The sequence below is a fragment of the Pseudomonas sp. X4 genome, assembly GCF_040784925.1.
Taxonomy (GTDB): domain Bacteria; phylum Pseudomonadota; class Gammaproteobacteria; order Pseudomonadales; family Pseudomonadaceae; genus Aquipseudomonas; species Aquipseudomonas putida_Z.
Map to the genome: position 1 here is coordinate 4,675,360 of NZ_CP160798.1, position 11,742 is coordinate 4,687,101.

The following is an 11,742-nucleotide window of genomic DNA, read 5'->3' on the forward strand; positions in this document are numbered from 1 at the left end:
CAAAGCGCCCCCATGATTCGCCGACGCAACGCGTCACTTGGCGGAATACTGCCGCCGCAACTCAGCCACCTGCTCCGGCGTCAAGGTGCGGAACTTGTGCTGGAAAATCAGCAGAAACAGCTGCGCCGTTGCCTCCAGCTCTTCCGCGGCATCCACCGCCGCATTCAGGTCGCTGCCCGCCACCACCGGCCCGTGGTGGGCCAGCAGCATGGCGTGGTGCTTGCCCGAAAACGCCCGCACCGCCTCGGCCAGTGCCGGGTCGCCAGGTGCGTAGTAAGGCACCAGCGGTAGCTTGCCGACGCGCATGGCGTAATAGGCGGTAATGGCCGGCAGCAGGTCGTCCGGATCCAGTCCGTCCAGCACAGATACCGCCACCGAGTGCGTCGAGTGCAGGTGCACCACTGCGCCACTGGTGGGCCGCTCCTGGTACATGGCCAGGTGCAGCATCAGCTCCTTGGACGGCTTGTCGCCGCTGACATGGCGACCCTCCCAGTCGAGCTTGGTCAGCCGTGCCGGGTCCAGCCGGCCCAGGCTGGACCCGGTGGGGGTGAGCAGCCAGCCATCGTCCAGGCGCACGCTGATATTGCCGGTGCCGCCGTGGGTCAGGCCGCGGTCGTACATCGACTTGCCCAGCAGCACGATCTCTTCCCGTTGCTTGCTTTCGTTCATGGTGCCAGCTCCAGTGCCTGGGTGAAGAAGCCGGGGCCACCGAAGTTGCCCGACTTCAATGCCAACGCCACGGGCACCTGGCCCAGTCCGAGGGTCCAGGGCACGCCAGGGGCTATCGATGGGCCGATGCGCAGCGCCTTGACGCCCAGGGCCTTGACCACCGCTCCGGAGGTTTCGCCACCGGCGACCACGAAGGTGCGCACGCCCAGTTCCTGCAGGCCGAGGGCGATCTGCGCCAGGGCGCGCTCGACAATTTCCCCGGCGGCCTCAACGCCCAGCCGGGCCTGCACGGCCTTGACCGCGTCCGGCTGTGCGCTGGCATAAATCAGCACAGGGCCTTGGGCCAGCAGTGGCTGGGCCCAGTCCAGCGCTTCAGTCACCAGGTCATGGCCTTCGGCCAGGCGCAGCGGGTCGATGGCGAAGCTGGGTTTGCCGCTGTCGTGCCAATGCGCGACCTGACCATTGGTGGCTACCGAGCAACTGCCAGATAGCACGGCAGCCAGCCCATCGACCGGGGGCAGGTCTGCCGCACAGGCGGTATCGGCCAGCAGGCCGGCGCGCTTGTAGTTGTCCGGCAGGCCCAGGGCAACGCCCGACCCACCTGTGATCAGCCGTTGTTCGCTGGCGGCTTCGCCAATGACCGTCAGATCGGCGTTGCTGATGGCATCGACGATGGCATATCCGAAGCCACCCGCTTGGGCATCGGCCAAAGCCAGGCGCACGGCTGCGGCACCTTGGCTGACAGTGGCATGGCGGACCAGGCCGACTTTGCGCGGCGTTTGCTGTTGCAGCACGCGCACCAGGTTGGAATCGGCCATCGGCGTGAGCGGGTGGTGGCGCATGCCGGATTCGTTCAGCAACGTGTCGCCGACGAACAGGTGGCCATTGAACAGGGTGCGTTGGTTTTCCGGGAAGGCCGGGCAGGCCAGGGCAAATGGCGTGTCCAGTGCGTCGAGCAAGGCATCGGCCACTGGGCCGATGTTGCCTTGCGCCGTGGAGTCGAAGGTGGAGCAGTATTTGAAGAAGTACTGCCGGCAACCGGTGGCCTTGAGCCAGGCCAGAGCCGTCAGGGACTGTTCGACTGCCTGTTCGGCGGGCAGCGTGCGGGTTTTCAGGGCGATGACGATGGCATCGACATCGGCGTCGATCGGCCCGACGGGTACGTCGATCACTTGCAGGGTGCGCATGCCGCCACGCACCAGCATGCTGGCAAGGTCGGTGCCGCCGGTGAAGTCGTCTGCGATGCAGCCCAGAATCGGTTGGCTCATGGCCAGTTCCTCCAGCCCGGCACCGAATGCGCAGGGCTCGGAACACAGGCCTGTGTGGGGGTAGGGAAGGGCGCTTGGCGGCACGCACGGGCGTGCCGCCAACTTGGGTCAACCGGCGATGGCTTCGGCCACGGCCTCGCCAAAGGCGCGGCAGCCCAGTTGGCCACCGAGGTCGGCAGTGCGCTTGGCCGGGTCTTCCAGCACAGCGTCCACGGCCTGTTCCATGGCCTTGCCGGCTTCGAACAGCGCCGGCTTGCCATGGTGCTCGCCCATCCACTGCAACAGCATGGCCACCGACAAGATCATCGACACCGGATTGGCCTTGTCCTGGCCGGCGATATCGGGCGCCGAACCATGCTGGGCCTGGGCGCAGCAATGGATGTCGCTGGCCATCATCGAACCGGCCAGGCCCAGGCTACCGGACAGCTCGCTGGCCAGGTCGCTGATGATGTCGCCGTAGAAGTTGGTCGCCACCAGCACATCGAAGCGCTCCGGGCTGCGCACCAGGTGGGCCGTGGAAGCATCCACCAGCAGGTCGTCCAGTTGCACTTCGGGGAAGTCCTTGGCCACGTTGCGCACGCATTCCAGGAATAACCCGTCGGTCATGTGGAAGCTGTTGGCCTTGTGGATCGCGGTGACCTTGCGCTTGCGCTTCATCGCCAGTTCGAAGGCGCGGCGGGTGATGCGCTCGCAGCAGTGCCGGGTGATCTTGCGGGTTGACAGGGCCATGTCGGGCGAGGGCATCACTTCACCCCAGCCACGGCTCATGTTGCGGTCCGGGTAGAAGCCTTCGGTGGCCTCGCGCATGATCACCAGGTCCATGTGCTTGCCCGGTTTCATGTTGGATTCCAGGAAGCTGCGGGTACGCGCCGGACGTACGTTGGCGTACAGGTCCAGGCCGATGCGGAAGCCCGCCGAAACGTTGCGACCGCCTTTCTCCGGGGCCGGGTAGTCGGCATGGGACTGGGTGCCGAGGATGATGCCGTCGTAGGTCTTGGCCTTCTCCAGCACTTCGTCGCGCAGGGTGGTGCCGTACTTTTCCAGGCTGACGAAGCCGACGTCGTCGTAATCGAACGACAGGCCCAGGTCGAACTTGCGGTTGGCAGCGTGCAGTGCCGCCATCGACGACTCCACGATCTCGGGGCCGATACCGTCGCAGGGAAGAACCAGAATTCGCATCACACTCTCCTAACCATTTTTATTCGGGCGTTCTATTGAGGATCAAGGCGCTTCATCGACGTCGCTCGATAGTGTACTTCGTTATTACGAAATACATTAAAAGTCAGCCGCCAAGCGGGTTTTCGGTGCCATTGGCTGTGCATCTTGGGTTGGCCTTATTCGCTCGCCTTTGCATTTTATTGCATGCAAAACCAATTCGTGCAACATTTGTTTTGACTACGGAGCTACTGAACAAAGGAGAGCGCAACATGATCAAGACCACGGACCTCTGCGACGAACTGGGCGAGCGGGCGCGGGTGCTGGCGCCGGTATTCGTCGACTTGGGCGGCAAGCGCGACTTCCAGGGGCAGGCGGTGACGGTGAAGTGCTTCGAGGACAATTCACGGGTCAAGGAGCTGAGCAGTCAGCCAGGGCAGGGCAAGGTATTGGTGATAGATGGTGGTGGCAGCGAGCGTTGCGCGCTGTTCGGCGACCACATTGCCGAAGACCTGGCGCGCAACGGCTGGGCAGGTGTGCTGGTGTACGGCCATGTGCGCGACAAGGCCGTGCTGCAGGGGCTGCCTCTGGCGATCAAGGCCTTGGGCGTGACCCCGCGCAAGTCGGTCAAGCGCAACGAAGGGCAGGTGGGCCTGAGCGTGACGTTCGCCGGGCAGACCATCGCCGCCAGTGACTGGCTGTATGGCGACGATGATGGTGTGGTTGTGCTCGACGCGCCGTGCGCCTAACCCAGGTCGGCGACCGCCAGCGCCTGTTTCAAGTCCCGGGCTTCCTGGGCTTCGCGGGCGGCCTTGAGGCGGCTGACCACGTCGAGGTGCTGGCGCAGAAAGGCCGCTGCCTCTTCGCGCCGGCCTTGTTCGATCAGGTCGAGCAGCTGGATGTGTTCCTTGCACTGGCTGATCAGCCGAGGGCGGTCGACGTTGGACTGGTAGGCCATGAACCGGCGCAGCTGGTTTTGCCGGCGGATCGCTTCAAGGAAGAAGGTGTTGCCCGAGCAGCGCACGATCAGTTCGTGCAGTTGCGAGCCGATCTGGAACAGTTGCGAGCGGGACAGGGTGAAGATATCGCCATCGAGCAGTTCCTGCTGGATGCGCCGCGCCTTGGCGAAGGCAGCGCTGTCGACCTTGTAGGTGGGCTCCAGCAGCGCTGCCGGCTCGATAGCCATGCGGAAGCGGTAGCTCTGGATATGCGCTTCGGAGTCATGCAGGAAGCTGTTGATGCTCCAGCCCTGGCCCGGGTTGCGTTCGATCATGCCTTCGTTGGCCAGGCGATTGAGCACCTTGAGCAACTGGCCGCGTGGTACGTCGTACTTGCGCAGCAACTCGGCCTCGAAGAACGAGGTGCTGATCTCGCCGGCCAGTACATCGTCGACCACGCGCAGGTAGAAGTCTTCGAAGGTGTCGACGTCCAGCGGCAACTTGCGTACGTCGATGTCGCGGGCATCGCGGGTGAGAAAGTAGCCGCGGTTCGGCTCCTTTACTGCCAGGCCGAGGTCTTCGAGCAAGGCAAAGCCGCGGCGCACCGGCGAGCGCGATACACCCAGTTCCTTGGCGAAGGCTTCTTCGCGCAGCGGGTCGCCAGCGCGCATGGAGCGGGCTCGGGCCATGTCGAGGATTTTCGGTGCGAGTTGGCCGGCGAGGTCCGTTTTTATCTTGGAGGTCATGTCCTGGCGCTTCGAGCAACGGGCGGCGAGCCGCAAAAAACAGCCGGGCAACCCCCGGCCGGAAACATCATCCCTGGCAAGCCTGGCTTGCCGTCAACAATGTTTGCACCCCGGAGAACGCATGACCAGCACCAAACGCATTTTTCTCATACACGCCACGCCCGTGGCCATTGCGCCGATCAACGAAACCTTTGCCCGGCTGTGGCCCGAGGCCGAGCTGTGCAACCTGCTGGAAGACTCGCTGTCGCGCGACCTGCGCAGCGCCGGGCAGTTGACCGACGACCTGAAACGGCGCTTTTGCGAACTGGCCCGCTACGCCCGCGATGCTGGCGCGCATGCGGTACTGTTTACCTGTTCGGCGTTTGGCGAAGCCATCGAGTCGAGTCGCCGGGAGTTGGATATCCCGGTGCTCAAGCCTAATGAGGCGATGATCGACGAGGCACTGGGGCAGGCGCGCACGATAGGTATCCTTGCCACCTTCGAGCCCAGCATCGGTTCGATGAGTGAGGAGTTTGCCAAGGCGGCCGACGCGCGTGGTGTGCAGATTCGCATTGTATCGGGTGCTTGCCCGCACGCGCTGGAAGCCCTGCACCAGGGCGATGCAGCCCGGCATGACCGCCTGATTGCCGACCTGGCCGGGCAGATCGAGGCGTGCGATGTGCTGTGCTTTGCCCAGTTCTCCATGACCCGGGCCGCGGAAGGTGCGCGCTATGCCAGCGGGCGACCGGTGCTGACTACGCCAGATAGTGCGGTGCTGATGCTGCGTAGGCTTCTGGAGGCTTGACACTCGACTGGGCCATGCGGTCTTCAGGTACTGCCTATTTAAGTTCAAAAATGCATTTTTGTTTTCGTCGGGCATGCGAAATAAATTGTACTGTGTTGGCTTGCAAAACAATCAGGCTTCGCGTTAAGTAGTCAGCAACCGCCGCCACCGGTGGCCAGCAATGCTCCCCACAAAAACAATACGGAGTACACCCATGAGCAAACGTATCGCCTACGTCACCGCGGGAATGGGCGGCCTTGGCACTGCCATCTGCCAGCGCCTGGCCCGGGATGGTTTCACCGTCGTGGTCGGCTGCGGCCCTGCATCGCCACACAAGGACGCCTGGCTGGCCGAGCAGAAACAGCACGGCTTCGACTTCATCGCCTCGGAAGGCAATGTCGCCGACTGGGCCTCGTGCCAGGAGGCCTTTGCCCGTATCAAGCGCGAAGTCGGCCCGGTGGATGTACTGGTGAACAACGCCGGCACCGCGATCAACGTGGTGTTCCGCGACATGCAGCCCGGTGACTGGAGCACGGTCATCGATACCAACCTCAATTCCCTGTTCAACGTCACTCGCCAGGTCATCGACGACATGGTCGCCCGTAGCTGGGGCCGGGTAATCAATATTTCCTCGGTCAACGCCCAGATCGGCCAGGTAGGCCAGGTAAACTATTCCACCGCCAAATCGGCGATTCGCGGCTTCACCCGCGCGCTGGCCCGCGAAGTTGGCGCACGCGGGGTGACGGTGAACACCGTATCGCCGGGCTTCATCACCACGGCCAAACTGCGCTCGGTCACCAGTGCCTCGGTGATGGACCGCATCATCCAGGACATCCCCGCGCGCCGCCTGGGTACCCCGGACGAAATCGCCGCCATTTGTGCCTGGCTGGCATCTGACGAATCGGGCTATGCAAACGGGGCGGATTTCTCGCTCAATGGCGGCCTGCACATGAGTTGACGGCGCAGGCCGGCTGCCTGCCGCTTTACCTTGATGCGTCTGTTCGGCGCTGACTCATAAAAACAATTGTATTTCAAGTCAAGGTGATACAAATGCTGTCAATTCTTGGATACGGCATGATCGTGACCTTCATGGCCCTGATCATGACCAAGCGCCTGTCGCCGCTGGTGGCCATGACTACGGTACCGATTTTATTCGCGCTGTTCGCAGGCTTCGGGCCGGACATGGGCGACATGATGATCGAGGGGCTGCGCAAGGTCGCGCCCACGGCGATCATGGTGATGTTCGCCATCCTCTACTTCGGGGTGATGTTCGACACCGGCCTGTTCGACCCCATAATCAAGAAGTTCATCCTGCTGATCGGCGGCGACCCGATGAAAGCGGTGGTGTTCGCCGCCCTGCTGGCGGGGCTGGTGTCGCTCGACGGCGACGGCTCGACCACCTACATGATCACTGTCACGGCCATGTTGCCGCTGTTCAAGCGCATGCGCCTGGACCCGCTGGCGCTGACCTGCGTGGTGATTCTTGCCGCCAGCGTCACCAACCTGCTGCCCTGGGGTGGGCCGCTGGCCCGTGCCGCCGCCTCGCTGCAGGTGGAAACCGCCGAACTGTTCCTGCCGTTGATCCCGACCCTGATCATCAGCTTCCTCGGCGTACTGCTGCTGGCCTGGTTCATCGGTACCCGTGAACGCCAGCGCCTGGGCCGCCTGCCGCAGTCGTTGGGCGCGGCCGCCACGGTGTTCGACGATACCGACAACGAGGCTACGCCGTCGCTGTCGGAAGAAAACACCGAACTACGCCGGCCCAAGCTGTTCTGGCTGAATGCCGGCTTGACCATCGCCCTGATGGCTGGCCTGCTGCTGGAAATCCTGCCGCTGGCGATTCTGTTCATGGTGGCGTTCTCGATCGCCCTGGTAATCAACTACCCGCACATGCAGGACCAGCGCAGGCGCATTTCTGCCCACGCGCCGACGGCGTTGAACCAGATCGCCATCTTCCTCGCTGCCGGCATCCTCGCGGGCATCCTCTCGGGCACCGGCATGGTCGATGCCATGTCCAAGAGTTTCCTCGACATGCTGCCGGCAAGCTGGGGGCCGTACATGGCACCGATTACGGCGCTGGCAAGCATTCCCGGCACCTTCTTCATGTCCAACGACGCCTTCTACTACGGGGTACTGCCAGTGCTGGCCAAGGCCGCCGAGGTGTACGGCATCACCCATGCCGAGATCGGCCGTGCCTCGCTGGTCGGCCAGCCCATCCACCTGCTGAGCCCGCTAGTGGCCTCGACCTACTTGCTGTGTGGCCTGGCTGGGGTAGAGTTCAGTGACCACCAGAAGTACACGCTGAAATGGGCGTTCGCGCTGTGCATGCTGATCATGTTCGTGGCCATGGGCTTTGGCCTGTTCCCATGGAGCGCTGGCTGACCCGCGCCGATCAACACCGGGGTGGCCGCAGGCTGCTCCGGCTTCTGCCTTTCAGGACTTTGCCGTGCGTTACGACCTTACCAGCCTGGACCTGTTCATCACCGTGGCCCAGGAGCGCAATCTCACCCGCACCAGCCGCATCAAGCATGTGGCGGTGTCGGCGATCAGCAAGCGCATCACCGAGCTGGAGGCGCAGATCGGCTCGCCGCTGCTGGTGCGCAATGCTCGCGGCGTGGAGCTGACCCCGGCGGGGCAGTCGCTACTGTTCTACGCCCGCCAGCTCAAGCAGACCATGGCCCAACTGGATACCGAGCTGAGCGGCTACGCCAGCGGGGTCAAGGGCCATATCCGTATCCATGCCATTACCTCGGCGCTGTCGCAGTTCCTGCCGCAGGACCTGGCCGGCTTTGCCCAGCTGTACCCGGCGATCAAGTTCGACATCGAAGAGCGGGTAGGCTCGGCGGTGGTCCGTGCAGTTGCCGACGGGCGCGCCGACCTTGGCATCATCGCCGCACAAACTCCTGCTCAGGGCCTGGAAACCTTCCCCTACCGGCACGACGAACTGACCTTGGTCGTACCTGTCGGGCATGCTCTGGCGACCCGTCAGCGGGTGCGCTTCGAAGAGGTGCTGGAGCACGAGATGGTCGGCCCGCACCTGGAAAGCTCGGTGCACACCTTGCTCACCAGTGAAGCCGAGCGGCTGGGCAAGGCACTGAAGCTGCGTATCCGTATCAGCAGCTTTGACTGCATGTGCCGCATGGTGTCGAACGGGCTCGGTGTCGCCGTGCTGCCGCGCAGTGTCATCGACCAGTACCTGCGCAGCCACAAGCTCAAGGCGGTGACCCTTGACGAGCCTTGGGCGCAGCGCACCCTGCTGCTGGCGTTGCGCAAGTTCGATGGCGCCTCGGCCACCCTCAAGACCTTTGTCGACCACCTGAAACTGGCGGATTAGGGCCATTGTTGAGCGTTCGCGATTGGCGAACGCTGCTGTGGTAATTGATCAATTTTCATCCGCCCAGGCTGCTTTTACCATCGGCTCATCCACAACGCCGAGTGCCGATTGCGGCCTGTGCACACGACCAGAAACCGAGCGATACGAGCATGACCGAGACTGCCCGCGACCTGATGAGCACCCTGGAGATCGACCAGGCGCAATTTACCTACGTCGACCTGAAGAAGCTGCTGAACCCCAGCCAGCTGCAACGCCTGCCGTTTTCCATCCGTATCCTGCTGGAGAACGTCGCCCGCTGCACGCCGCAGGCGTTGCAGCCGGTGCTGGCTCGCGCCCTGGGTCAGGGCCCGGACTGCGAGGTGCCGTTCCAGCCCAACCGCCTGATGTTCCATGACACCACCTGCCTGCCGGCGCTGGCCGACTTCGCCGGCATGCGTGACGTGGTGGCCGAGCTGGGTGGCGACCCGGCGGCGATGAACCCGCAGATCCCGGCGGTGCTGACCATCGACCACTCGGTGATTGTCGAGCGCTTTGCCGAGCCGGAAGCGGTCGAACAGAACCTGGACATCGATTTTCGCCGCAACAGCGAGCGCTATCGCTTCATCAAGTGGGCGCAGAAGAGCCTGGACAACTTTGGCGTGATTCCGCCGGGCACCGGCATCATCCACCAGATGAACATGGAAGCCTTGGCCAAGGTGGTATGGGAAAGCCGCACGGAAGACGGCCAGCGCCTGCTGCACCCGGACGATATGGTCGCCACCGACAGCCACACACCAATGATCAACGCCATCGGCGTGCTGGGCTGGGGAGTCGGCGGCCTGGAAGGGCAGGCGGCGATGGTTGGCGAGCCGGTGCCGATCAACTTCCCGCAGGTGATCGGTTTTCGCGTCACCAATGCCCTGCGCCCGGGCGTGACCGCCACCGACCTGTCGCTGCATGTAGCGCAGATCCTGCGCCAGCGTTCGGTGGTGGGCAAGTTCGTCGAGTTCACCGGCCCTGGCCTGACCACCCTCAGTTGGGCGGCGCGCGGTACGGTGTCGAACATGGCGCCGGAGTATGGCGCCACCGTGGTGTTCTTCCCGTTCGACGACCAGACCCTGGACTATCTGAGACTCACCGGCCGCTCAGCCGAGCTGTGCCTGCAAGCCGCCAGCTACATGCATGCCCAGGACCTGCATCGGCGCGATGACCAGCCAGAGCCTCAGTTCGATGAACTGATCGAACTGGACCTGGCCACCATCGAGCCGAGTGTCGCCGGCCCGTACCAACCGCACCAGCGGCAGCCGCTGTCGCGCTCGGGCGCCTCGTTCCAGGAGCAGGTGCTCGGTAATGGCAACCTGATTGCCGGCCCCAAGGCAGAGCAGTTTTTCGAGCCATCCTTCGGTACGCCGATCAGTCACGGCGCCGTGGTGATCTCGGCGATCACCAGTTGCACCAACACTGCCAACCCGGCGCAGATGATCCAGGCTGGACTGCTGGCGCGTAACGCCCGACGCCTGGGGCTGCAGCGCAAGCCCTGGGTCAAGACTTCACTGTCGCCGGGCTCCCAGGTGGTGGCTGACTACCTGGCCGAGGCCGACCTGCTGCAGGACTTCTCTGCCTTGGGCTTTGACCTGGCCGGCTTTGGCTGCATGACCTGCATCGGCAACTCCGGCAAGCTTGAAACCCACGTGGAAGCCTTTGCCGACCAGGGCCTGAAAGGCGTGGTGGTGCTGTCGGGCAACCGCAACTTCGAAGGTCGGGTGAACCCCAAGGTGCCCGCAGGTTACCTGGCTTCGCCGGCCCTTTGCGTGGCCTTCGCCATCGCCGGTACCGTCGAGGTCGACCTGACCCGCGAAGCGCTCGGACATGACAGCGCCGGCAACCCGGTGTACCTGCACGACCTTATGCCCAGCGACGAGGAGGTCGCCACACTGGCGGCCCGGGTGGTCAAGCCGGAATTCTTCCGGCAACGCCTGGCCACCGTCTGGGACGGTACCCACCATTGGCAGGCGCTGTCGGCCGAAGGCAGCGTGCAGTTCCCGTGGGATGCGCGGTCCACCTACCTGCGCCGTCCGCAGTATCTGGCCGATATCCAGGCCGAACCCAAGGCCAGCCTGGCGATCCAGGGGGCGCGGCCGTTGATGGTGCTGGGCGACAACGTGACCACCGACCATATTTCCCCTGCTGGCGCGATCCCTGCCAACAGCCAGGCTGGCGAGTGGCTGCTGGCGCGCGGCGAGGACCCGCAGGACCTAAACCAGTACTCCACCCGCCGCAGCAACCACGAAGTGATGTTGCGTGGCGCGTTTACCAACAAGTCGGTGCGTAACCGCCTGCTCGGCGAGCAGCAGCCAGGTCCTGGTGCCTGGGCCTGGAACGCCGACCACAGTCAGTGCCTGCCGCTGTACGACGCGGCGCAGAGCTATGCCGGTACGCCAATGGTGGTGTTCGCCGGTATCAACTACGGCGCCGGCTCCAGCCGTGACTGGGCGGCCAAGGCCCAGGCCCTGCTGGGCGTGCGCGCCGTGGTGGCACGCAGCATCGAGCGGATTCACCGCAGCAACCTGATCGGCATGGGCGTGCTACCGCTGCTGTTCAAGGGCGGCGAGAGCGTGGACGACCTGCAACTGGATGGCAGCGAGCATTTCGACTTCGTCGGCCTGGACGAACTGAGCGTGGGCGAAAACCGCATCCGCCTGCTGGTGCAGCGCCAGGATGGCCGCCGCGACGAGGCCGAGCTGATTGCCCGCATCGATTCGCAGCAGGAAATCCGCTACCTGGTCAATGGCGGGGTGCTGCCCTATGTGATTCGCAAAGTGGTCAAGCGCACCCGCAGTTGACGCTGCTGACCTGAACGATGCTGCTCTGAATGTTTCAAGGCGGTGGC

Annotated in this window: 10 protein-coding genes; 6 read left to right on the top strand and 4 right to left on the bottom strand. The window is 64.0% G+C overall.

Annotated features, from left to right (window positions below; genetic code table 11):
* Nucleotides 1-33: 33 nt before the first annotated feature.
* From otnC to ABX298_RS20895, 3 genes are all read right to left on the bottom strand, one after another.
* Nucleotides 34-669 (bottom strand): 3-oxo-tetronate 4-phosphate decarboxylase, encoded by a 636-nt coding sequence (gene otnC, locus ABX298_RS20885; RefSeq protein WP_075044842.1) that lies wholly within the window; start codon nt 667-669, stop codon nt 34-36.
* A complete protein-coding gene (gene otnK, locus ABX298_RS20890) occupies nt 666-1,937 on the bottom strand; it encodes a 3-oxo-tetronate kinase (protein WP_084785149.1) in 1,272 nt (423 codons plus the stop codon). Before otnK ends, otnC begins: the two co-directional genes overlap by 4 nt.
* A 108-nt stretch (nt 1,938-2,045) precedes the next feature.
* A complete protein-coding gene (locus tag ABX298_RS20895; protein ID WP_075044843.1) occupies nt 2,046-3,116 on the bottom strand; it encodes an isocitrate/isopropylmalate dehydrogenase family protein in 1,071 nt (356 codons plus the stop codon).
* A gap of 248 nt (nt 3,117-3,364) precedes the next feature.
* On the opposite strand from ABX298_RS20895, the gene rraA reads away from it, so the two are divergent.
* On the top strand, nt 3,365-3,841 hold the full coding sequence (gene rraA, locus ABX298_RS20900; RefSeq protein WP_075044844.1) for a ribonuclease E activity regulator RraA: 477 nt from the start codon (nt 3,365-3,367) through the stop codon (nt 3,839-3,841).
* Here rraA and ABX298_RS20905 read toward each other — a convergent pair.
* A complete protein-coding gene (locus tag ABX298_RS20905) occupies nt 3,838-4,776 on the bottom strand; it encodes a GntR family transcriptional regulator (RefSeq protein ID WP_075044845.1) in 939 nt (312 codons plus the stop codon). The genes rraA and ABX298_RS20905 overlap by 4 nt on opposite strands.
* A gap of 121 nt (nt 4,777-4,897) precedes the next feature.
* Between ABX298_RS20905 and ABX298_RS20910 the strand changes: the two genes are divergently transcribed.
* The 5 genes from ABX298_RS20910 to acnA all read left to right on the top strand — a co-directional run bounded on the left by ABX298_RS20910 (nt 4,898) and on the right by acnA (nt 11,695).
* The gene (locus ABX298_RS20910; RefSeq protein WP_075044846.1) at nt 4,898-5,560 is read left to right on the top strand and encodes an aspartate/glutamate racemase family protein; all 663 of its coding nucleotides are present in this window, start codon (nt 4,898-4,900) and stop codon (nt 5,558-5,560) included.
* A gap of 193 nt (nt 5,561-5,753) precedes the next feature.
* Nucleotides 5,754-6,497 carry an acetoacetyl-CoA reductase gene (gene phbB / locus ABX298_RS20915; protein ID WP_075044847.1) on the top strand — a complete coding sequence of 248 codons (744 nt, stop codon included), beginning with the start codon at nt 5,754-5,756 and terminating at the stop codon, nt 6,495-6,497.
* Between the two features lie 92 nt (nt 6,498-6,589).
* Nucleotides 6,590-7,921 (top strand): CitMHS family transporter, encoded by a 1,332-nt coding sequence (locus ABX298_RS20920; RefSeq protein ID WP_367393576.1) that lies wholly within the window; start codon nt 6,590-6,592, stop codon nt 7,919-7,921.
* Between the two features lie 64 nt (nt 7,922-7,985).
* Nucleotides 7,986-8,873, top strand: coding sequence for a LysR family transcriptional regulator (locus ABX298_RS20925; protein ID WP_286101670.1), 888 nt, complete (start codon nt 7,986-7,988; stop codon nt 8,871-8,873).
* A 149-nt stretch (nt 8,874-9,022) separates the two neighbouring features.
* Entirely contained in the window at nt 9,023-11,695 is a 2,673-nt protein-coding gene (acnA, locus tag ABX298_RS20930) for an aconitate hydratase AcnA (RefSeq protein WP_075044850.1), read from the top strand.
* Nucleotides 11,696-11,742 lie beyond the last annotated feature (47 nt).

Coding starts and splice junctions, on each gene's coding strand:
- ABX298_RS20895 (WP_075044843.1), bottom strand. CDS start 3,116: ATGCGAATTCTGGTTCTTCCCTGCGACGGTATCGGCCCCGAGATCGTG.
- ABX298_RS20905 (WP_075044845.1), bottom strand. CDS start 4,776: ATGACCTCCAAGATAAAAACGGACCTCGCCGGCCAACTCGCACCGAAA.
- acnA (WP_075044850.1), top strand. CDS start 9,023: ATGACCGAGACTGCCCGCGACCTGATGAGCACCCTGGAGATCGACCAG.
- otnC (WP_075044842.1), bottom strand. CDS start 669: ATGAACGAAAGCAAGCAACGGGAAGAGATCGTGCTGCTGGGCAAGTCG.
- phbB (WP_075044847.1), top strand. CDS start 5,754: ATGAGCAAACGTATCGCCTACGTCACCGCGGGAATGGGCGGCCTTGGC.
- ABX298_RS20920 (WP_367393576.1), top strand. CDS start 6,590: ATGCTGTCAATTCTTGGATACGGCATGATCGTGACCTTCATGGCCCTG.
- otnK (WP_084785149.1), bottom strand. CDS start 1,937: ATGAGCCAACCGATTCTGGGCTGCATCGCAGACGACTTCACCGGCGGC.
- ABX298_RS20910 (WP_075044846.1), top strand. CDS start 4,898: ATGACCAGCACCAAACGCATTTTTCTCATACACGCCACGCCCGTGGCC.
- rraA (WP_075044844.1), top strand. CDS start 3,365: ATGATCAAGACCACGGACCTCTGCGACGAACTGGGCGAGCGGGCGCGG.